17 protein-coding genes, 1 tRNA gene and 1 pseudogene are annotated in these 21,573 nt (G+C 41.7%); 2 read left to right on the top strand and 17 right to left on the bottom strand.

Features of this window, described 5'->3' with window-relative positions; all coding sequences use genetic code 11:
- Positions 1-86: 86 nt before the first annotated feature.
- Positions 87-1,166: a Fe(3+) ABC transporter substrate-binding protein gene (locus GJU41_RS08600; RefSeq protein ID WP_396653218.1), complete on the bottom strand. Its 1,080-nt coding sequence runs from the start codon at positions 1,164-1,166 to the stop codon at positions 87-89.
- A gap of 327 nt (positions 1,167-1,493) precedes the next feature.
- Between GJU41_RS08600 and GJU41_RS08595 the strand changes: the two genes are divergently transcribed.
- Positions 1,494-2,708: an MFS transporter gene (locus tag GJU41_RS08595; protein WP_154318364.1), complete on the top strand. Its 1,215-nt coding sequence runs from the start codon at positions 1,494-1,496 to the stop codon at positions 2,706-2,708.
- A gap of 173 nt (positions 2,709-2,881) precedes the next feature.
- Here the strand turns inward: GJU41_RS08595 and GJU41_RS08590 are convergent, their stop codons facing one another.
- Positions 2,882-3,511, bottom strand: a complete 630-nt coding sequence (locus GJU41_RS08590; protein WP_154318363.1) for a GNAT family N-acetyltransferase — start codon at positions 3,509-3,511, stop codon at positions 2,882-2,884.
- A 72-nt stretch (positions 3,512-3,583) separates the two neighbouring features.
- Between GJU41_RS08590 and GJU41_RS08585 the strand changes: the two are divergent.
- Positions 3,584-3,982, top strand: a pseudogene (locus GJU41_RS08585) (ferritin-like domain-containing protein); the annotation flags it as partial.
- Positions 3,983-4,140: 158 nt separating this feature from the next.
- Here the strand turns inward: GJU41_RS08585 and GJU41_RS08580 are convergent.
- The 15 genes from GJU41_RS08580 to GJU41_RS08510 all read right to left on the bottom strand — a co-directional run bounded on the left by GJU41_RS08580 (position 4,141) and on the right by GJU41_RS08510 (position 21,536).
- Positions 4,141-5,238 carry an L-dopachrome tautomerase-related protein gene (locus GJU41_RS08580; protein ID WP_070878888.1) on the bottom strand — a complete coding sequence of 366 codons (1,098 nt, stop codon included), beginning with the start codon at positions 5,236-5,238 and terminating at the stop codon, positions 4,141-4,143.
- A 173-nt stretch (positions 5,239-5,411) separates the two neighbouring features.
- The gene (gene rlmH, locus GJU41_RS08575; protein ID WP_070878889.1) at positions 5,412-5,891 is read right to left on the bottom strand and encodes a 23S rRNA (pseudouridine(1915)-N(3))-methyltransferase RlmH; all 480 of its coding nucleotides are present in this window, start codon (positions 5,889-5,891) and stop codon (positions 5,412-5,414) included.
- An 82-nt stretch (positions 5,892-5,973) separates the two neighbouring features.
- Positions 5,974-6,129: a CxxH/CxxC protein gene (locus tag GJU41_RS08570; protein WP_070878890.1), complete on the bottom strand. Its 156-nt coding sequence runs from the start codon at positions 6,127-6,129 to the stop codon at positions 5,974-5,976.
- A 60-nt stretch (positions 6,130-6,189) separates the two neighbouring features.
- Positions 6,190-7,410: a S1C family serine protease gene (locus GJU41_RS08565; RefSeq protein WP_070878891.1), complete on the bottom strand. Its 1,221-nt coding sequence runs from the start codon at positions 7,408-7,410 to the stop codon at positions 6,190-6,192.
- A gap of 104 nt (positions 7,411-7,514) precedes the next feature.
- Positions 7,515-8,309 (bottom strand): MBL fold metallo-hydrolase, encoded by a 795-nt coding sequence (locus tag GJU41_RS08560; protein WP_070878892.1) that lies wholly within the window; start codon positions 8,307-8,309, stop codon positions 7,515-7,517.
- Positions 8,310-8,315: 6 nt separating this feature from the next.
- Positions 8,316-9,122, bottom strand: coding sequence for a two-component system regulatory protein YycI (locus tag GJU41_RS08555; protein ID WP_070878893.1), 807 nt, complete (start codon positions 9,120-9,122; stop codon positions 8,316-8,318).
- Positions 9,109-10,455 (bottom strand): YycH family regulatory protein, encoded by a 1,347-nt coding sequence (locus GJU41_RS08550; RefSeq protein ID WP_070878894.1) that lies wholly within the window; start codon positions 10,453-10,455, stop codon positions 9,109-9,111. Before GJU41_RS08550 ends, GJU41_RS08555 begins: the two co-directional genes overlap by 14 nt.
- Entirely contained in the window at positions 10,445-12,289 is a 1,845-nt protein-coding gene (gene walK / locus GJU41_RS08545) for a cell wall metabolism sensor histidine kinase WalK (protein ID WP_154318362.1), read from the bottom strand. Before walK ends, GJU41_RS08550 begins: the two co-directional genes overlap by 11 nt.
- A gap of 5 nt (positions 12,290-12,294) precedes the next feature.
- Complete coding sequence (gene yycF / locus GJU41_RS08540; protein WP_070878896.1) at positions 12,295-12,999, bottom strand: response regulator YycF; 705 nt, start codon at positions 12,997-12,999, stop codon at positions 12,295-12,297.
- 258 nt (positions 13,000-13,257) lie between these two features.
- Complete coding sequence (locus GJU41_RS08535; RefSeq protein ID WP_224771387.1) at positions 13,258-14,712, bottom strand: peptidoglycan DD-metalloendopeptidase family protein; 1,455 nt, start codon at positions 14,710-14,712, stop codon at positions 13,258-13,260.
- Between the two features lie 280 nt (positions 14,713-14,992).
- Positions 14,993-15,065, bottom strand: a tRNA-Phe gene (locus GJU41_RS08530).
- Between the two features lie 780 nt (positions 15,066-15,845).
- Positions 15,846-17,132: an adenylosuccinate synthase gene (locus GJU41_RS08525; RefSeq protein ID WP_070878897.1), complete on the bottom strand. Its 1,287-nt coding sequence runs from the start codon at positions 17,130-17,132 to the stop codon at positions 15,846-15,848.
- Positions 17,133-17,569: 437 nt separating this feature from the next.
- Positions 17,570-18,934, bottom strand: coding sequence for a replicative DNA helicase (gene dnaB, locus GJU41_RS08520; protein WP_070878898.1), 1,365 nt, complete (start codon positions 18,932-18,934; stop codon positions 17,570-17,572).
- Between the two features lie 176 nt (positions 18,935-19,110).
- Positions 19,111-19,560: a 50S ribosomal protein L9 gene (rplI, locus tag GJU41_RS08515; RefSeq protein ID WP_070878899.1), complete on the bottom strand. Its 450-nt coding sequence runs from the start codon at positions 19,558-19,560 to the stop codon at positions 19,111-19,113.
- Positions 19,557-21,536, bottom strand: coding sequence for a DHH family phosphoesterase (locus GJU41_RS08510; protein ID WP_070878900.1), 1,980 nt, complete (start codon positions 21,534-21,536; stop codon positions 19,557-19,559). Before GJU41_RS08510 ends, rplI begins: the two co-directional genes overlap by 4 nt.
- Positions 21,537-21,573: the final 37 nt, after the last annotated feature.

The raw sequence follows: 21,573 nt of genomic DNA, 5'->3' as shown, positions 1-21,573 counted from the left end.
TGATTTGTCCATATTTTGCCGGATCAGGGCTCCGCCAAGAGCCCCTCTTACCTGGACAACATTCTTATTTAACATTCAACAGCCGCTTACTTCCAGCCTACTTCGTTGAAAATGCGAATCGCTTCCTGCTGATTTTCTCCAAGGACAGAAAGGTTCACATCCTGTTCCTTGAAATCTCCCCATGCCTTAAGGAATTCCGAAGGCTCAACGTTTTTGTTTACAGGGTATTCGTAGTTTGCTTCCGCAAATTGACCCTGTGCTTCTTTGCCGCTCAGGAATTCAATGAACTTCACAGCATTTTCTTTATTTTTCGCGTTCTTTGTAACACCCGCGCCGCTTACGTTAATATGTGTACCTGTTGTTTCCTGGTTCGGGAAGAATACACCGACATTTTCAGCTACTTTGCGTTCTTCTTCATCTTCACCGTTTGCCATAACTCCTAAATAGTACGTGTTCATGATCGCAACATCCGCTTCACCGGCCACTACCGCTTTAGCCTGATCACGGTCACCGCCCTCAGGATCACGGGCCATGTTTCCTTTAATGCCGGCTGCCCATTCCTTCGCTTTATCAGCACCCATCACATCAATGAATGATGCTAAAAGAGACATATTGTACATATTCTCAGAAGATCTCACGACTACGCGGTCCTTCCATTCAGGCTCTGTTAAAGCCTCATATGTTGATAACTCTTCCGGTTTCACGCGGTCCTTCGCATACACAATGACACGTGCGCGTTTAGTCAGACCAAACCACTGATTGTCGACATCACGAAGTTTTTCCGGGATGTTTTCAGCAAGAACGTCACTCTCAACAGCCTGAAGCAGTTCACGATCTTTTGCCTGATAAAGGTTTCCTGCATCTGCCGTGATGTACACATCCGCTTCAGTTGCTTCACCTTCCATGCTTAAGCGCTCCATCAGTTCATCGCCTTCACCTTCAACGACATTTACTTTAATGCCTGTTTGTTCTTCGAATTTTTTATAGAGCTCTTGGTCTGCCTCATAATGACGGCTTGTATAAACATTGACCGCACCTGGATCCTCAGTTTTTTCTTTACCTGCAGATTCTTTCGATTCATTATTTTTGTCCGTACTGCTCACGCAGCCAGTTAAGGCTAGTACTAATACAAGCATGAAACTTATAAAAAGACTGAACTTCTTCACCATTGACACTCCCCTATGTATAATTGCAATTGATATTCAATCTCAATTGTAACCGAAATCATTTTTATGTCAATATCCATTTTCTTATTTAGATGTACAAACTTTACATTAGAGGTTAAATGCCTGAAGCACCGGGACGGTTCTTGTGCTTCCAATGCAACAGCTGCTAAAACGGTTCCCGATGACTTTTGACCTATGTAATAGGAAGATTCATCATGCAATTACCAGATGTTTTATTCCGTTCGCAAAGCGGATCTATGGTATCATAGTTAAATTGTTTATTTACCGTGAAATACAAGTATGTTCATCTAAGAAGGAAGGTCCATTATGGAAACATTAGAATTGACTAAGCAGCATTGGCTGCTTATTTTTACACTTTCTCTATTAACATTTGTTCTTGGGACAAGCGAATTTGTGATCGTCGGGATCCTGACCGATATTTCTTCGAGTCTTCAGATAACAAATTCACAGGCCGGCACTCTTGTTTCTGCCTTTGCAATTACGTTTGCTGTTGCCACACCGCTCGTCATGTCAGCAACAAGCCATTTTCCAAAGCGCAAATGGATGCTGTTTTTAATAGGAGCGTTCATCATTCTGAATGCTCTATGCGTCATATCATCAAGCTATCTCCTGCTCCTTGGACTCCGAATGATGACGGCCATTGTCACAGGAGTGTTGATCTCGCTTGCCATGATGGTTGCCAGTGAAACCATGCCGACCGCAAAACGCAGCCTTGCCATCTCCTTTGTATTTGGCGGCTTTACCCTTGCAAATGTGGTTGGCGTTCCACTGGGCACGCTAATCGCTGGCTGGTACAACTGGAATGCAACCTTTACGTTAACCGCGCTTCTCGGGGGAGTTGCCTTTTTAGCATCTTTCTTCGTGTTGCCTGATTTGCAAAAGCAAGCCCGCAGTTCGATGCGTGATCAATTCTCTCTGCTGACACACCCACGAATCTTAATGGCTTTTTTCATCCCGTCCCTTGGATTTGGAGCAACGTATTCCGTCTTTACGTATCTCGTTCCAATCCTGAAACAAATGGAAGAGCCAGGCAGTTCCATCAGTCTGATCCTGTTCGGCTATGGATTCATTTCGATTTTCAGCAACATACTTGCAGGCAAAATTGCCAGCCGCAATGCGATCGGACGGCTCAGATTTGTTTTTCTCGTGCAAGCCATTGTTCTGATCAGTTTATATTGGACGACAAACAATTTGATTTTCGGATTGGTTAACATTGGCCTGATGTCATTAATGGCCATCCTTTTAACAACTTCTACCCAGCTTTATTTGATAGACCTTGCCGGTATTTATCAGCCGAAAGCAACAGGACTCGCCGCTTCATTGATGCCAGTCGCAAGCAATGTCGGTATCGCATTCGGCTCCGCACTGGGGGGAATCGTATACCATCAGGGGGAGCTAATGAATGTAACTTGGGTTGGAGGAATCGTTGCCATTGCCGCAAGTCTGTTGACTTTCCTGAGTTATCGCTTGGATCAAAAGCAGAAAGAGATTGTTAGGGGAGAGAAGCTGCGGATGGGTTAAGAGAAGGGCTTAGATGTAATACAAAGTAAAAGAAGTACTAAGAACGGTGGGTGTTCTTTGGTACTTCTTTTTTGTTTTAAGGCTGTTTTTCGTAAGTCAGGAGAAGACTGAGGATAACAAAAATCACCTTTCAAACTCCAGATAAAGCATTTTTTTGGAGTAAAAGGGACTGCTTAAAACTCTTCTGATTCCGATTCCTTTACAATCTTCAGGAAGGAAGCAGGAGCTAGTGCATGCGTTAATCCGTTCCAAGCCTCGGATGATAAGTAATCCTTCATTATTGGCAAACAGGCTTCCAAGTCGTTTATCCGATGTCCAATAATCGGGTCTGTAAGCAAGGAAAAACCCATATCACTATACAACTTGATTGCCCGCAGGCTGCCAGGGTGTGTATGAAGAAAAACAGGATAGTCTTCTTTTCCTGCTTGTTTCATCACAGCCGACAACAATGCTCGTCCAAGACCTTTTCCTTCCTGTTCTTTCACTATTTTAAACCAATGGATAGTGGAAATCTGTCCGTAAGCTTTCCAGATGAAACAAGTTCCGACCGGACGATTCTCCTTGTCACAAATGAAAAGGCAGCGTTTAAAAAATTGCTCTTCCTTTCCGCCATAAACTTGTTGAAAAAACTGATTCATAAATCCGTTATCTTCTGCAGAATCAAACTGCATCCTTTTCCAAGTCGGTAATTCCTCCGGCCTGCAGCATCGCAAAGAATAACCAGCAGGTATATCTGAAAAAGCCTCTCGGCGGACCTCTTTGCACATCATAAACAAATTCTTATCTTCAATTTTTTCCAGCAAGTACTTTTTCTCCTTTCTCGTTTTTTAAGCTTCAAAACACTTTGTGAACTGACCTTGTTCGAAATTCCGTAAGGGGCATTAAATGCTTCTGCATTGTCTTTCCCTCAAATGCTGACTTATGCTCTTCAGGACAAATATCTGGCTCAAGCAAGATATAATACGATTCTAGGAACATTGGGATATGTTCCTACATTTGCACGAATCAAAAAAGCGGAATTGAGACATATAAGCGCATTACTGCCACTTTTTGAACGCTATCAGGTACCTATACCTGAAGATCTATCACAGTCATTCGTTACAACGCCACAAAACATTAAAGCAGCCTATGCTGCTGGTGTTCAAGGGGAAATTGACAATATTGGCATGTACAATAAATTCTTGACGTTCAATATCCCAAGTGATGCAAGACTGGTTTTCACTCAATTGCGAAATGCCTCACTTAATCACCTGGCCGCTGTCGGTTCTACGTAGTGTATCTAAAATGAGGTTTCATTTTTTAAAATTAAATTACATAACAGCCTCTTAATTATAGGACAGTTGCGGGAATATATACAATTTTGAAAAAATATAATTTTAACTGACAAAAAAGGCAGCGCCCTGATGAGGATAGCTACCTTCGTTTAAGATTATTATGAAAAGGTAGGAGCAGGGAATTCATCAATTCTCATACGAAGTAAACTATATGGTTTTTCCCGCAGGTCTCTTCCATAATGAAATCTCGCTTGCCGATGTAATTGATTCACAATGACATATAAGTATTGATCGGGGCCAATCGAAAAAGTATCCGGCCATAAAATTCTCGGGTCATGTGCGATGGTTTCCATTGCGCCATTCGGCAATATCTTCCGGATACTGTTGTTTTCATAGTCTCCCGCATAAACGGTTCCTTTTGCGCCTGTGATCATTCCATCAGACGCACCTTTTTCCCCCCAATACTGCACATATTGGGATAAATTCATGTCCTGTATCCTTCTGTCTCTTAGGTCTTCTGTTGAGATCGAGAACAGCTGACGGCTGGTTAGCGGAGCATAAAATAAAACCTTTCCATCAGGAGAAATCGCTAAACTATCGGAAGCCAATCTAAATGGGAAAGTCGAGCCGTCCGGGTTTCGATTCATCAAAATTTCACCTTCTACTTTCGGTAAAAAATAGGGATCAGGTGAAGTTGATATTGCCCCATTTAACCGTCTAAACGCGTTCCCATTTTCTAAATCTACGACGATAATAGCCCCTGGCCCTCTGGAAGAAGAATCCGTTATATATGCATAGCCTGCTCTTCCAACCCGAAAATCCAAACGGACATCATTCAGATAAGTTGTTGGCAAGACAACATCTTCTGTAAAGGTATATACTCTCCTTATTGTATTAGTGCTTAAATCAACAGCAACTAATTTTGCTCCCCCTTGAATAGGTTCAGAAAAATTTGGTGCCCCTGTATCTAGTACCCAAAGTGTTCCTCTTCCATCAGCAACGATACTTTGGACACTGACGAAAGACATCGTAATATTCCCAGTATTAACCAAATTTGTTTCTAAACTGGGATAAGGCTGCAAATCACCCTCAACAATTTCCGCCACAGTAAATTGAACGTCGTCTCCCCATTTCGGAAAGCAAACAAAAATACGACCGGTTTCGGAAACGCTGACACCTGTTGGCATAGCCCCATAAAAAGCATGCACCAGTTCAAACTGCCCAAAATATTTTTCCATAGGTAACAAAGGTTGCATGATATCCTCCTCATCAAATCCGAACGGATATCAACTATATATGATGAAAATTTTTTGTAGTGCCTGGTTCTTGATAAATTTTTCTATCGTGATGGATGCTGTGGGTTTCAACTTCCCATTATTAAAAATGCTGGTTTTATTAACGCTAGAATGAAATTATTTAAGAAACTCATTCACTTATGATACGGTTCCCCCCGATTAATCCGAAAAGCCCGATACACCTGCTCCACCAAAATCAATCTCATCAGCTGATGCGGAAACGTCATCTTCGAAAAAGACAGCGTATCATTCGCTCTCTTCATAACCTCATTACTCAGACCTAGCGATCCACCGATCACAAAAGCCACCTTGCTCTTCCCATATGTAGCTAAACGATCCAAATCAGCTGCAAGCTGCTCGGACGATTTCATTTTCCCCTCTATCGCCAGCGCAATGACATGAGTGTCATCTGAGATCTTCGAAAGAATGCGTTCTCCTTCTTTTTGCTTGACCATTTCCATTTCGGATTCGCTGAGGTTTTCAGGTGCTTTTTCGTCCGGGAGTTCGATGATGTCGACTTTTGCGTACGGTGTTAAACGCTTTAAAAATTCGTCGATTCCTTGTCTTAGATATTTCTCTTTTAACTTTCCGATTGTACAAATTGTTATATTCACAGGCTATCCCCACTTAAGAACAGATTACCAACAGATTTTATCCACATTTGTGCACAACTTATCCACATCTAGTGTGCGAATATTAGTTCCCCACTATATATACAGCAGGGTTTGTGCACAATTCACAGGTTGTGGATAACTTGTTGATTTCTCTGATTTTTTCGATTTCTGGCGCAATTTCATGCTCGTCTACATACATATCTATCGCTAATTCGATGTGTTCTTCACAGCATTTCATATTTTTCCTCCGGTTATCCACAATGTGGATTTATTCGTACAAAGAAAAAACAGGAGAAAATTACCCCTCCTGTTCTTCTCCAAGTTTCAGCTTCACTGATTGTTTTTTCCCTTCGCGGTAAAAAACCAGTTCTGCATTTTCTCCAACAGCTTTCTTATATAACTGTTTTCTAAGGTCGATGATGTCTTTTAATTCTTTGCCGTCAAATTCCGTTATGACATCCATCTCTTTCAGTCCAGCCTGGCCTGCGGGTGATGCTGGATTCACACTCATGACCACTACACCAGACTTTACATTCTCCGGAAGCTTCAGCGTTTGCTCCCAATGGTAGCTTGATACTTCATTTAATGAACGCATGCCGATGCCAAGGAATGGACGTCTGACTTCACCATACTTTTCTAAGTCATCAATGATTGGAGCAGCAAGATTAATTGGAATCGCTAGCCCAATGCCTTCTACTGCTGATTGAGCAATTTTCATTGAGTTGATGCCAATTAATTTTCCGTCGATATTCACAAGCGCTCCGCCGCTATTTCCAGGGTTGATGGCTGCATCTGTCTGAAGAACTTCTGCGTTCCAGTCAACCTCACCGTCATTATTGGAATCAACGGGAATCGCCCTTTCTGTACCGGAAATGATGCCCTGTGTAACAGATCCTGAAAATTGAAGGCCTAAAGGGTTACCGATGGCAATGACGGGTTCTCCTGGCTTTACATCGTCTGAATTTGCAAATTCCGCGACTTGCTCCACTTGTTTGCTTTCTGTTCTGAGAACAGCCAGATCCATCAGCTCATCGCTTCCAAGGACTTCAGCAGGCACACGGGTTCCATCACTTAAACTCAGTTCAATCTGAGTGGCTCCGGCAATGACATGATAGTTGGTGACTACGAAAGCATTGCCGCCTTCTTTTTTGTAAATGACGCCTGATCCTGTTCCCGCTTCGCCTTTTTCATTCCAGAAGCCGGCTTCCTGAATATTCACCACGCCAACAACAGCTTTTGAGACTTTGTCGACAGCTTGCGTAACAGCTGTGCTTACATCGACTGAAATGTTTTTGGAAGGTTCGGTTTCGTTCGGAGTCTGGTCCTCGCCAGTTTCCTCGTCGTCATCTCCTAAAGCCAGGTCATATGGAAGGATGTCCATATTCGCAAGCACCGGAATGGAGAAAATGACGAGAAGCCCTCCTAAAATAGCGCCAAGGAGGCCTGGCAGGAACTTTCCGCCCCGGTTTCCTTTTTGTTTTCGACTATTCTGTTCATAGTCCTGATCGTAATACCCCATCGCTTTTTCACCCATCCTTTCACACAAACAAACCCTGTATGAATAGTGTGTATATCTTAGCAATATTATACTCAAGGATATCCAAAAAAATCTATTTTTATATCTTAGACAGTCACGAGGGGCGTTGGGTTTTTAGGATCTGTATCGTACAGTTCAAACTGTTCGCCGGACACGAATCCTTTGCTTGCAAGCGTCTGCTGTACAGACATTTTGGCGAGCTCTTTCATATTGTTGTCTTTGCTTAAATGTGCCAGGTAAATTCTTTTTGTTTTGTCTCCGATCACATCGGTCATTGCAAGGGCAGCATCTTCATTTGAAACGTGGCCGACATCACTCAGGATCCGGCGTTTTACACTCCATGGATAGTGCCCCATTCTGAGCATGTCCACATCATGGTTGCTTTCAAAAACAAAGGCATCCGCGTTATTGATGATCCCCTTCATTCTGTCACTGACGTACCCTGTGTCCGTAATTAATGCCAGTTTCTTGTCTTCATGATGAAAAGCATAAAACATCGGCTCAGCAGCATCATGCGACACGCCAAATGATTCTACATCAAGTCCTCCAAATGACTGAACGGTGCCTGTCTGGAAAATAAACTTCTGATCGGGATGAATGGCTCCGATCAGCCCTTCCATTGCATTCCACGTTTTCTCATTTGCATAAATCGGCAGCTTGTATTTTCTTGCAAGAATCCCCAAACCTTTAATATGATCGCTGTGCTCGTGGGTAACAAGAATACCGGATAACTGATTGATTTTTTTCCCAATCAGCTGAAACAGCACTTCCATTTGTTTACCGCTGAATCCCGCATCAACGAGCAATGAATGCTGATCTGTTTCTATATAAGTGGCATTGCCCGTGCTTCCGCTTGCGAGAACACTGAATTGCAAGCTCATCGTTTCTCACTCCAATTTTTCATTAGAACGGATCACTTGTCCTTCTAATGCATTTACGTAATAATCCTCTTTTTCATTCACAACGATATGCCATGTCGGTGCCAATATCTGTTCTCCTGATAAGGGAAAAGGTGTATAGTAGCCAAATTGCACCTCTGTTACTTTGCTATTTGGCTTTAAATCGTTTTTATTGTAGAGAGCCTCCAGTGCCTTAAGGGCAGGGAGGGTGTCCTGTCTTTCTTCCAGATCCTCAATATTTTCAAGCATGGTCTGCTCATAGCTGACAATCTGATTCTTATCATTTAAATAAAGGGTCAGCATCCCGATGTTCTGGTCAGTAGAAAGGTCCTGAAAGACCATTCTATCATTATATGTTTGAATATAGACGATTGTATTTTTTACCTTATCCGTCTTCCACAGCGCATATTGATCTCCGTAAAGGATGTTCTCGCGGACAATCTGATTCAATTTGCTCTGGGTATTGGTCTCAGGAAGTCCAATCGGCTTTTCAAATTCAGCTTTTAATCCGGTGAAGTTATGATCAACATTAAGAATCTCCTGATTGGATAAAGCCTTCAATTCTTCCTCAGAGAAAACCTTGCTTTCAGCTGTAATGTAAGCACCTTTTTCATTCCCTTTAGGAAGCTCTCCATAAGTAATTCCCTCAGCTGCAAGCTGTTCTTCAACTGTTGCTTTTTGAATCACATCATACCTGCTGTTTGTAATGATAATATTAAAATATTGAATCGCTAAAAACGTATTCAGAACGAGAAATGCCAGTATAAAAATGGATTTCGTCTTACTCCAATCCATCGCTGTTACCTCCAAGCGTATCATTTCCTGCCTGCAGCTTAACGAATTGGCCGCTTTCGGTTTCTACGTACCAGTACGGTTTAACGGCCACAATTCTCGGCTCTGCTGTTGCAGACATTTCATAAGCAGGAAATACCCGCTTCACATTTTCTTTTTCAATCGTCTTTCTCTGCTCAAGCAGATTCATGACTTCTTTGCCATTTGGCATTTTCACTGCATTTGGAACAAATTCTGCATCCAAATCATAGAGAGGGCGCAAATAGGTCGCAATTTCGTTATTTCCCCATCGCATCGAAATCTCAGTAGGTCCAAACGTATTTGTGTTATTTTCAAACACGGGAATAGAGTCAACCATCAGACGAAATGAGACGAGCTGGCTGTCGGAATCCATATTGTAAAACTGGTACTCATCTGTCCAGCCGCCATGATTATTTAAGAACTCTATACTTTGCTTCATAGCTTTTCCCCGTTCAATAAACATGCTCGGATCGATGGTCGGATTGACAAACCTTAATCTCTCCTGGCTTGGGTAAACGGTCAGCAGGCTTGTTCCGTCTGTATAGACGTTTTGTGTAGGCTTCATTTCTCTTCTTACATAGCTTGGATTTGTAAAGAGCGCCTGTTTGAAATTCTCACCGCTGATCGAATTAATAATATACTTCATCTGATTCAATTCAATCTTGCCCTCAGGCAGAAGCAAGTTCTTATCTTCTAAAAGATCGATCGAAATGTATGGATCCAAGTTTTCCTTTTTTTCAATGATGGAAGCAATGATGTTTCTTGCATTCTCATTGCTGATAGATGCCTCATATACAAGTCTTTGTTCGACAGAAACAAAAATAATTTTTTGCGGCTGATTGGCTTTTGCCTGAGGCAGGACAATCCGGTCAAAAGAAGAGTAGATGGTTTTTTGCGATTTATATTGAAAGATAGATTGAAAGATTTCAAACGGAATTTTGTCGCTGAAAACAAATTCTATTTTTTTCGATTCGCTTTTCCCATTCAGCCACTCATCAAGCTGATCAGATGTGTATCTGCTTGAAACATTTTTCACTTCGTTGATATTCCAGTTTCGCAGCTGATTCCACAGGAAATCAATATTTTCAGCTTTAAACGTTCCGTAATGCTCGGCATTTTGATGGACAAACATCTGATAGGGACGGATCACGTTAGCCGGCTCGTTTTTCACTTGACTGATAGGTGCATTTTCTAGATACTGGCTATTTTGTATAAAGTCATAGTTAGGCTTAAAGGTCCACAGGTTATACGTAAAAAACACACTGCAGCAGACAAGCAGCACTAATATGACTGTTTTTGCTTGTTCACGATTCATCCCAATCATCCTCTTGATCCCGGGTAAATGGAAGAGTAAACAAAATCGTTGTTCCTTTGCCTTCCACACTTTTTGCCCATATTTTCCCATCATGCGCGCCAATCATCTCTTTTGCGATAGCAAGGCCGAGACCTGTTCCTCCGAGCTTTCTCGTCCGCGCTTTGTCCACACGGTAAAACCGCTCAAATATTTTGTTCTCGGTTCCTTTTGGAATTCCCATTCCCTGGTCTGTCACGCTGATTTGAAGCTTATCCTCTTGCACTTCAACCTTAAATGTAATCAGACCGCCCTCTGGCGAATATTTGAGAGCATTTGAAATAATATTATCCAGCACTTGTGTAATCTTATCGGGATCAATGTCCACATAGAGTTTTTCCTCTGGGAGCTTACGCAAGAAGGTCACGTGCTGTTCCTTAGTCATCTCAAACCGGTCAATAATTTGACTAAAGAAATTAGTAAAGTTAATCCATTCTTTATTGATCCGGTAATCTTTGCTGTCAAGCTTTGAAAGCTGCAGCAAATCATTCACAAGACGAATCATCCGTTCTGTCTCATTTTGAGTGACGTTTAAAAACTGAGGAGCAATTTCTTTATCTTCCCAGGCTCCATCGGCAAGTGCTTCCAGGTAGCTTCGCATCGTCGTAAGCGGCGTTCTTAGTTCATGAGATACGTTAGCTACAAATTCGCGTCTTTCCTCATCAATTTTTTCCTGTTCCGTAATATCATAAATGACAGCAATCAGACCATTATTTCGTTTTTGCTCTTTTTGAATAACGGAGAAGTTTACTCTCAGGATGTATGGCTTATCCTCAGTGCTTGCATCTAAAATAAGGGAGTCCTGCTGCTCAATTAAACTATCAAACGTATACTCATCTTCAATTCCGAGTATTTTCGTAATCGGCACCTCATAAACGGTTTCACGTGAAACGTTAAGCATTTCCAAGGCTGGATTATTGACCAAAATGACTTCCCCAGTTCGGTTCGTTGCGATGACGCCATCCGTCATATGCGCAATAACCGATGCCAGCTTTTTACGTTCTCCTTCAGTAGAGGCCTGAGCTTCTTCAAGTTTATCTGTCAGATTATTAAACGTAATTGCAAGCTGGCCAATTTCATCCTCGCCGTAAACTCTAACTTTCCTTGAAAAATTACCCTTGGATAACTCAATTGCCTGCTTTCTCATATCAGACATTGGCCTAGTAATCGTACGCGCAAGAAAAACACCTAACGCTGCTGTGATTGCCAAAGAAATACCGGTTCCAGTGGCTAAGATTCCATTGATAACCCTCATTTGAGAAAATACTTCTTCCATCGAAGCTACAAGATACAATGCTCCGATGGTTTCTTGGTCAATATTTTTAATAGGAGTTGAGGAAACCCATACACGCCTGCTTGTGTCGCGTTCTATATAGACTTTTTCATCCGGTTTTTCGAATACAAGCGTCCGTTTTACAAGAACTTCTGTCGTCCGTTTTCCAATAATATCGCTATTATTAGGATCTGAAGTAGCAATCACGCGGCTATTTTTATCAATGACTCTGATTTCCTGGATTTCATCCTTTGCAAAGTCCTTTAATATAGCTGTGATGTCTTCCTCAAGCGTAGGAAGGGTGCCAGATGGATCTTCTGTCCGTTCTTTCGTCATTTCCTGTTCAATGCTGTAATTAATAAAATTAATTCTTTGTGTAATGGAGGTATTAAAGTTTTCCGTTAAAGATCTTTCTAGCTGCTGCACAAAATAAACTCCAATGATCTGCATGGCAATCATGATCAGGAGCACATAAACCATTACAAACTTGAAGTGGATCGATCTAAAAAAACCTACTTTATTCATGAAACCTACTCCTGTTCAGGGTTTCGCAAGTAATACCCGACACCTCTTCGTGTCACAATCCATGTCGGATGACTCGGGTTATCTTCGATTTTCTCCCTAAGTCTGCGCACGGTCACATCTACAGTCCGGACGTCACCAAAATAATCATAGCCCCAAACGGTTTGAAGGAGGTGTTCACGCGTCATGACTTGTCCAATATGTTTAGCTAAATAATGAAGCAGCTCAAACTCACGATGAGTCAGTTCAATCGTTTCACCGCGTTTAGAGACGACATAGGCATCCGGATGAATCGTTAATGAGCCGATTTCAATTTCATTTTTATCTGATTGCTGTTCTGGAGGAAGAGCCTGCAATCTTCTTAAATTCGCTTTTACACGTGCTAAAAGCTCTCTGGTGCTGAAAGGCTTTGTGACATAGTCATCTGCTCCCAGTTCAAGTCCAAGCACTTTATCGATTTCAGAATCTTTCGCTGTGAGCATGATAATGGGGATTTCATATTTTTTTCGGACTTCACGGCAAACTTCCATTCCGTCCTTATTCGGGAGCATAATATCTAAAAGGATGAGATCAGGCTGAATTTCTTCTACCATTTCGACTGCTTCATTTCCATCGTAGGCACAAAATACTTCATAGCCTTCTTTTTTTAAGTTAAATTGCAGAATGTCTGCAATCGGCTTTTCATCATCAACAACTAAGATCTTCTTTTCCATGGCCAATCGCCCCTTTTACATAAGGTGTTTCTTTCCTTATTCTTAATTTACCACTTCTACTAAACAGATTCACCTTTTCAAGGCGTATTTCTTTTTAGCTATTTCCTAAATGTGCTGCGGTGAAACAGCTGCAGCGTGAAAAGAGGTTCATCATGCACTCACTGAAAACTAACCACTAAAAATTATTTCATTCAGTAAAGACAAAAACTCGGCATATTGCCGAGCTGAAATAAGGAAAACCTCTAGCAAAGCTAGAGGTTATTTTTTCAAGTAATTGAGCGGGTTTTTCAAGTTTCCATTTTGGTAAACTTCGAAATGTAAATGAACGCCTGTTGAACGTCCAGTAGATCCCATTACACCGATTTTTTGGCCTTGAGATACGGTTTGACCTACAGAGACAGAAATAGAGTTTAGATGTGCGTAAACTGTTTTCATGCCATTGCCGTGGTCAATCTCGACTTTGTTTCCATAGGCTCCTGAGTTTCTTGCATAAACAATTTTCCCATTATCGGCAGCTTTAATCGTACGATCACTTACACCTGCGATATCTATTCCTTTATGCATTTTGCCCCAGCGAGTTCCAAGCTTGCTTGTTACAGTTCCGCCGACAGCAGGCCATGCTAAAGATCCGTTACCGCGTGAAGGAACGACTTTCGTGCCTTTAACGATAATTTCTTTTACCGGCTCAGTCAGTGTTTCATCCTTTGTTGTATCGCGTTTCACTTCATTGCCATTTTCTTTAAAAACAATATAATTTAACAGCTTTTGACCGTCTTTGCCTTCTTGCTTCGTTTTCTTATCGCCTTTGAACATAGAAGAATCTTCGATCACTTCTGTTTCATAGGCAATTGCTTCTTTCTTAGATACTTCTTCTTTTACAAGAACATTTGTAAATGGTTTATACTCTTTTACATTCAGTTCGTCACCAGGTTTAATGACATCTTCATCTTCTAAACTTGGATTGAGTGCAAGAAGTTCTTCTACAGTAAGTTTATATTCAGCAGCTACTGTACTGAGGACATCGGCACCATCGACTTTGTGTTTTTTCTCTTCAAGTGTTCCTTTTTCTAGAAGCTTTAAGCCTTCCTCGGCCGTAATCAGCTTATCAGGAGAAACTTTTTCTTCTGAAACTGAAACTTTATCAGAAAAGGAAACGTCTAATATACGTGATTGATTTTCTTTAAGAGGCTGCAGAGGGACGGTGGAATCTTTCATCATATCCAGCTGCTTTAAAACGTCCTCGGAAACATATTTGCCTTTAAATTTGTTCAATACACTTTCAGCTTCTTCTTTGTTTTTGAAGTAAGCAACGTTTTGATCGTCTACTTTAATGGATGCAGCTTCTGCTACAACATCCATTTCTTCATTCAGCTTATTTACTGTTTCTTCGTTGTTTGAAACAGGACGAAACATTTGCTCAGGGATTATTTCAATTTCTTCAACCGTTAATTGATAATCTTTATAGTTCTCTTTGGCCTCTTCAACTTTCTGCTTTGAAAGGTCATCAATTAACTGCTGACTGTCGACTGTACCAATTCTTTCTCCATCTAAATAAACATGATATACCGTTTCAAGCTTTTCTTCCGCAGATGCAGATCCAATGCCAAACGACAGTGCTCCGGCAAATCCCAAACTAAAAAAAGCTTTCTTCATTATGCTGTTTTTTGTATATTGAACGTTGTTTCCAACGAATCCATTTATGCGCTTAAACACGATTTAATTTCCTCCCAATTAACCACTGCTAAGTACTTTATCTATCATTTTATAAGCAAATAGTTCTATTTCGACAAAATTCTATTTTTTTACCACTATATTAAATTAGCATATTATCAGACAATTACCTAGTCATTTTGCAAAATGTAACATTTCTGTATTATTGGTGACATAATTTACTGTTTCTTGTCAATATATGCCCATATAAGCAGAATTTCTCATGCTCAAAAGTCACAAAATAAAAAGACATGCATCCTATAAGGATCATGTCTTTTTTGAGTGGCTCGGGACGGAATCGAACCGCCGACACAAGGATTTTCAGTCCTTTGCTCTACCGACTGAGCTACCGAGCCATGTTTAAGTATGTAGTATAATGTTGTTTTGTTCTTGGGACCTTCGCCCAAATCTCAGAAAGATTAGCCAAGAAGCGGCTCAATTTGTGCGCTGATGTGAATGCTTCGCAGTTTATTCCATCGTGCTCTACCGACTGAGCTACCGAGCCATGTTTATGTATTCTTTTCACAATGTTATGTAAAACGTTGTTTAACACCGGACCTTTACTATTATAATTCATGATTCGCGGAAATACAAGGAAATTATTTAATATAAAGAAACTCGTTATAGGGGTACGGCAGGAAATACTGAAAGAGTCACTATTTAAATAAATAGAAACTTATATCGATCACTTTCTAAATATCTTCGAATTCCCTAAGTCTGCTGGTAAAAGACTTTTTCGGCTCTGAAATCTAAGTAAAGCGCATGCGCCTTGTTCAAATCCGATAGGCAGATAAGAATCCAATGGAAATGCGAGGTATTCTCTTCTTTCATTCCTTAGGAGAAGTGATCCGTGGCATTCTTACCCTCCATTACCGTTTCTCAGTTTAGTAGGGTACGATTCGGGCGCTTTCTTACCCTCCCATATCGTTTTTCGGTTTTGTAGGGTACGATTCGGGCGCTTTCTTACCCTCCCATATCGTTTTTCGGTTTTGTAGGGTACCATTCGGGCGTTTTCTTACCCCATATACCGTTTTTCGGTTTTGCAGGGCGTTTCCACTTGCCATTGAAGCATAACAACTATAAATTCTGTTACTATTAAAAAAACGAAAGGAGGCAAGCCCCTTTCGATCCTTTGCTTAGCTATATACGCTCCTTACAACGTTTGTTTGTGTTCTGTCAGGTCCCACTGAGAATACCGAAAGAGGGATGCCTGTAAGCTGTGATACACGCTCGATGTAGTTGCGTGCGTTTTGTGGAAGCTCACCAAGGTCGCGGACGCCTGTGATGTCTTCTGTCCAGCCTGGAAGCTCTTCATAGACAGGCTCACACTCAGCAAGTACTTTAAGGCTTGCAGGGAAAGATTCCATGAGTTCGCCTTTGTATTTGTATGCTGTACAAATCTTCAATGTTTCGATGCCAGTTAAAACATCAATGGAGTTTAATGATAAGTCTGTAATTCCGCTGACACGGCGTGCATGACGGACAACAACGCTGTCAAACCAGCCTACGCGGCGTGCGCGGCCCGTAGTTGTACCATATTCACGGCCGACTTCGCGGATATGATGTCCGATTTCGTTATCGAGTTCAGTAGGGAATGGGCCGTCTCCAACACGTGTTGTGTATGCTTTAGAAACACCGACAACATGGTTGATTTTCGTTGGTCCTACACCAGAACCGATTGTTACTCCTCCCGCTACCGGGTTTGAAGAAGTAACAAATGGATACGTACCTTGATCGATATCAAGCATAACGCCCTGAGCACCTTCAAATAATACGCGTCTGCCTCCGTCAAGAGCATCATTCAAGACAACAGCTGTGTCGCAAACGTACTGCTTGAATTGCTGACCATACTCATAGTACTCATCAAGGATTTCTTCAATCGTGAATCCTTCTGTTTCGTAGTACTTTTCAAGCATGCGGTTCTTTTCTTCAAGGTTTCTAGTTAATTTTTCTTCGAAAGCTTCACGGTCCAATAAGTCAGCAATGCGGATTCCTACGCGTGCTGCTTTGTCCATGTATGCAGGGCCGATCCCTTTTTTAGTCGTACCGATTTTGTTGGCGCCTTTGCGTTCTTCTTCCACTTCATCAAGTTTTAGATGATAAGGAAGAATAACATGCGCACGATTGCTGATGCGAAGATTTTCTGTGCTTACTCCGCGCTCATGAAGATAAGCAAGCTCCGTAATAAGAGCTTTCGGGTCTACTACCATTCCATTGCCGATTACACAGGTCTTTTCACTGTAAAAGATACCTGATGGAATTAAGTGGAGCTTATATGTTTCACCGTTAAATTTTATCGTATGTCCAGCGTTATTCCCGCCTTGATAACGAGCGATAACCTCTGCATTTTCTGAAAGGAAGTCGGTAATCTTTCCTTTACCTTCATCTCCCCATTGTGTTCCAACTACTACTACTGAAGACATTAATGTGCACCTCCGGTTTTTTGCAACTCTTTCTCTTTTCGCACGATCAAACAAGCTAATTTTACCAGCAAATGAATCGAAAGTCAACGAAAAGACGAACATTAATAAGATTACATTTTAATTTCGTTCGTAATATATCGTAATTGCGAATGATTTTGTTCATCTTTACATAGATTCCCCTCGTTTTAGGGTTTCATTCCAGAGGGAAGGATGTGTGCCGTACTTTGAAGAACGTTTGACAATTGTAGCTATAACAACAAATGGAGATCTGTTCTTATAAAAGTGTGTCATAACCGAGTTTGCAGCACATTATGAGGGCGCAACACTGAGAAAAGTGCTCTACAACTCAATTCACTGCAATATCCCCCTAAATAAATCCCCCATCATCGCTTATCATCAGCTATCTCCACAAAAAAAAGCTGTCTGCAGCGACAGCTCTAAGCACCTGGCGGAACGCCGGCATCATCAAATCGCCGTTCCAGGTTAACGAATTTATTGTATTCTTTTACGAAAGCAAGACTGACCGTACCGACTGGACCGTTACGCTGTTTTGCAATGATAATTTCGATGATATTTTTATTTTCGGATTCCTTATCGTAGTAATCATCACGATATAAGAAAGCAACAATATCCGCATCCTGCTCGATACTTCCTGATTCACGGATATCTGACATCATAGGACGCTTGTCCTGACGCTGCTCAACTCCGCGTGATAGCTGGGATAAGGCGATAACAGGCACTTTTAATTCCCTTGCGAGCGACTTAAGTGTCCGGGAAATTTCAGATACTTCCTGCTGACGGTTATCTTTATTTCGTCCGCTTCCCTGAATCAGCTGCAGATAGTCGATCAGGATCATGCCAAGACCGCTTTCCTGTTTGAGGCGCCGGCATTTTGCACGGATTTCGCTTACCCGGATACCTGGTGTATCATCAATAAATATACCTGAATCCGACAAGCTTCCCATCGCCATGGTGAGCTTGCCCCAGTCTTCCGGAGTTAAGTTGCCTGTACGCAAATTCTGGGCATTAATATTGCCTTCTGCACAAAGCATCCTCATGACGAGCTGATCTGCCCCCATCTCAAGACTGAAGATCGCGACGTTTTCATCTGTTTTCGTGGCCACGTTTTGCGCGATATTCAAGGCAAAAGCGGTCTTACCAACAGACGGACGGGCAGCTACGATAATCAGATCATTTCGCTGAAATCCCGCTGTCATTCTGTCGAGCTCTGTAAAGCCCGTAGCTATTCCGGTAATGTCGCCTTTTCTTGTGTGGAGCAATTCAATGTTATCGTACGTTTGAACAAGAACATCTTTAATATTCTGGAAAGCTCCCGCGTTTTTCCGCTGTGAGACCTCCATGATGTTTTTTTCTGCTTCATTCAATAAAACATCCACTTCATCTTCACGGGAATAACCGTCTTGAGCAATCGTTGTAGCTGTTCGGATCAATCTCCGCAAAATCGACTTCTCTTCTACGATTCTTCCGTAATATTCGATATTGGCAGCAGTCGGGACCGCATTTGCCAAATCACTTAAATAAGATACTCCGCCGATTTCCTCTAATAAATTGGCATCCGCAAGCTCAGAGGTTACTGTTACTAAATCAACAGGTTCCCCTTTATCCGCAAGCTTCAGCATCACATTGTAAATCTTCTGATGAGATGCTCTGTAAAAATCTTCTGGAATCAGAATTTCAGAAGCGGTGATTAAAGATGCGGGTTCTAGAAAAATCGCTCCGAGTACAGCTTGCTCCGCCTCGATATTTTGCGGGGGAATCCGATCATCAAACATTTCATTCATGATGATCACCGTCCTTCTTTGATTTAATTAAAATTGAGCACGCCTTGGTCAGTTCCTTCAGGCAGTCCGTTCTGACTGAGGAGTAAGGCTCTGCAGCTCTATTTCTCTAAAAAGAAAAAATGTGATGCTGCGAAAAGAAAAGCAGCATCCATTCACACATCACATTTTAAATATGATTATTTTTGTTCTGTTACATGCACCTTAACAGTGGCTGTTACTTCCGGATGAAGTTTTACCGGCACATTTGTATAACCTAGAGCACGGATTGCATCTGGAAGATCAATTTTACGTTTATCCACTTTATGGCCATGGGATTTCAGCAGCTCATCAGCAATTTGCTTGCTTGTAATGGATCCGAATAAGCGGCCGCCCTCTCCTGATTTCGCCTTAAGCTCAACCGTTAAGCTTTCAAGCGTTTCTTTTAGCTCCACAGATTTTGCAAGCTCTGCTGCTGCTTCTTTTTCTTCTTTTTTCTTTTGGCCTTGAAGCTTGCTTATTTCTGCCTGATTGGCTTCAATCGCAAGTCCTTGTTTAATTAAAAAGTTATGTGCGTAGCCGTCAGCTACATTTTTAACTTCCCCTTTTTTCCCTTTACCTTTTACATCTTTCAAGAAAATAACTTTCACGACTTAGTTCCTCCTTCTAAATACTCTTCAATCGCATGTTTTAATCTTTCTTCCGCTTCAAGCAGCGATACATGCTCAAGCTGTGTAGCTGCATTTGTGAGGTGACCTCCGCCGTCTAAGGCTTCCATGATCAGCTGCACATTGATATCCCCAAGGGAACGGGCACTGATGCCGATTGTGTGCTCATTTCTTCTTGCAAGAACGAATGACGCCACCACACCGCTCATTGCCAAGAGCGTATCTGCTGTTTGAGCAATGATGACCTGATCAAAATAGTCCTCTGAATCAGCATCTGATTTTGCAATGGCGATGCCATCTTTAAGCATATTGGTATTTTGAATGATCTTTGACCGCTTTACATAGTGATCAATATCTTCTCTCATGAATTTTTGCACGAGAATCGTGTCAGCGCCTTTAGATCTTAAATAAGAGGCTGCATCAAATGTACGGGAACCCGTTCTGAGAGTAAAGCTTTTTGTATCGACTATAATGCCCGCGAGCAAGGATGTCGCTTCAATCATGTTCATTTTCAAACGTTTTGTCTGATATTCCAGGAGTTCTGTCACAAGCTCTGCTGTAGAAGATGCATAAGGCTCCATATAAACGAGCAATGGATCCTTTATAAACTCCTCACCCCGGCGATGATGATCAATCACAACAACATTGTCCACTTTATTCAGCAGCTTTTCATCGATGACAAGTGAAGGCTTATGGGTGTCCACAACAATCAGAACGGTGTCATCTGTTGAGATTTCCAGAGCTTCTTCTCTTGTTATAAAACGGGACCACAAGTCTGAATGCTGCCTTACTTCCTGAATCAGCCGCTGCACGCCTGTATCAATCTCATTTTGATCAAGAACAATAAAGCCTTCTTTTTCGTTCACCTGAGCTACTTTCAGGATGCCGATGGCTGAGCCTATTGAATCCATATCAGGGTATTTATGCCCCATAATAATGACTTTGTCGCTTTCTGAAATAATTTCAGTCAGCGCATGAGAGATAACTCTTGCACGCACTCTCGTTCTTTTTTCCATCGGATTCGTCTTGCCGCCATAGAACTTCACTTTTCCGTTCGTCTGCTTAATGGCAACCTGATCTCCGCCGCGTCCTAATGCGAGATCAAGACTTGATTGAGCCAAATCCCCAAGCTCAGTAAGAGACGGCACACCGGAGCCTATACCGATGCTCAATGTGAGGGATATATTTTGAACTGTCGTCTGTTCTCTTACTTCGTCAAGAATCGAAAACTTTCCTTTTTCAAGCTTTATTAAAATATTTTCATTGAGAATGGCCATGAACCGCTCTGATGACGTTCTTTTCAGGAAGATGCCATTGTCTGTAGCCCATTTATTCAGCAATGAGGTTACTTGACTATTAATGGTACTTTTAGTCTGATCATCCAGGCCTTGAGTGACTTCATCGTAATTATCCAGAAAAATAAGGGCAAGCACTGTGCGCTCATCCTCATATTGCTTTTCAATTTCTGTCTGCTCCGTTACATCAAAGAAATACAGCAGTCTTTCCTCGCGCTTGATGATGACTTTAAACTTCCGTTCGTGAAGAGTAATCGTTTCCGTATCAACCTCCTGCTTCACAAGGGGTACCAGTGACTCGGCTACATCATACATCGACCTGCCGACCAATGTGTCTTCATGAAAGCAGGATGTCAGAAACGGATTTGTCCATTCAATATGGTAATGTTCGTTAAATAGCATAATTCCGATTGGCATTTCCATTAAAGCTTCTTCTCCAACCCGCTTCAAACGGTAAGAGAGAGTAGAAATGTAGGTTTCCATCGCACTTTTAAGCTTTTTATCGGCAATTTTCAAAAGAAATAAGATCCCGCCTAATAGAAAGACGCAGGCTAAACCGAGCATCCATTGATAATAAAAGACAATGATGATGGCAATCGCGGTCAGTCCGATTAAGGCAAATAGGGGATACCTGATAAACGGTTTTTCATAAAAACTGGGCATTTTTGTTTCAGCTCCTCAAACAACAGTGAAACATACG

The organism is Metabacillus idriensis, from assembly GCF_009674765.1.
Lineage (GTDB): Bacteria > Bacillota > Bacilli > Bacillales > Bacillaceae > Bacillus_P > Bacillus_P idriensis.
The sequence above is the reverse complement of the archived record's forward strand: the minus strand, read 5'-3'. Positions and strand labels throughout refer to the sequence as shown.

Coding starts and splice junctions, on each gene's coding strand:
- GJU41_RS08595 (WP_154318364.1), top strand. CDS start 1,494: ATGGAAACATTAGAATTGACTAAGCAGCATTGGCTGCTTATTTTTACA.
- GJU41_RS08580 (WP_070878888.1), bottom strand. CDS start 5,238: ATGCAACCTTTGTTACCTATGGAAAAATATTTTGGGCAGTTTGAACTG.
- GJU41_RS08570 (WP_070878890.1), bottom strand. CDS start 6,129: ATGAAATGCTGTGAAGAACACATCGAATTAGCGATAGATATGTATGTA.
- GJU41_RS08565 (WP_070878891.1), bottom strand. CDS start 7,410: ATGGGGTATTACGATCAGGACTATGAACAGAATAGTCGAAAACAAAAA.
- GJU41_RS08560 (WP_070878892.1), bottom strand. CDS start 8,309: ATGAGCTTGCAATTCAGTGTTCTCGCAAGCGGAAGCACGGGCAATGCC.
- GJU41_RS08555 (WP_070878893.1), bottom strand. CDS start 9,122: ATGGATTGGAGTAAGACGAAATCCATTTTTATACTGGCATTTCTCGTT.
- GJU41_RS08550 (WP_070878894.1), bottom strand. CDS start 10,455: ATGAATCGTGAACAAGCAAAAACAGTCATATTAGTGCTGCTTGTCTGC.
- walK (WP_154318362.1), bottom strand. CDS start 12,289: ATGAATAAAGTAGGTTTTTTTAGATCGATCCACTTCAAGTTTGTAATG.
- yycF (WP_070878896.1), bottom strand. CDS start 12,999: ATGGAAAAGAAGATCTTAGTTGTTGATGATGAAAAGCCGATTGCAGAC.
- GJU41_RS08525 (WP_070878897.1), bottom strand. CDS start 17,132: ATGTCTTCAGTAGTAGTAGTTGGAACACAATGGGGAGATGAAGGTAAA.
- dnaB (WP_070878898.1), bottom strand. CDS start 18,934: ATGAATGAAATGTTTGATGATCGGATTCCCCCGCAAAATATCGAGGCG.
- GJU41_RS08510 (WP_070878900.1), bottom strand. CDS start 21,536: ATGCCCAGTTTTTATGAAAAACCGTTTATCAGGTATCCCCTATTTGCC.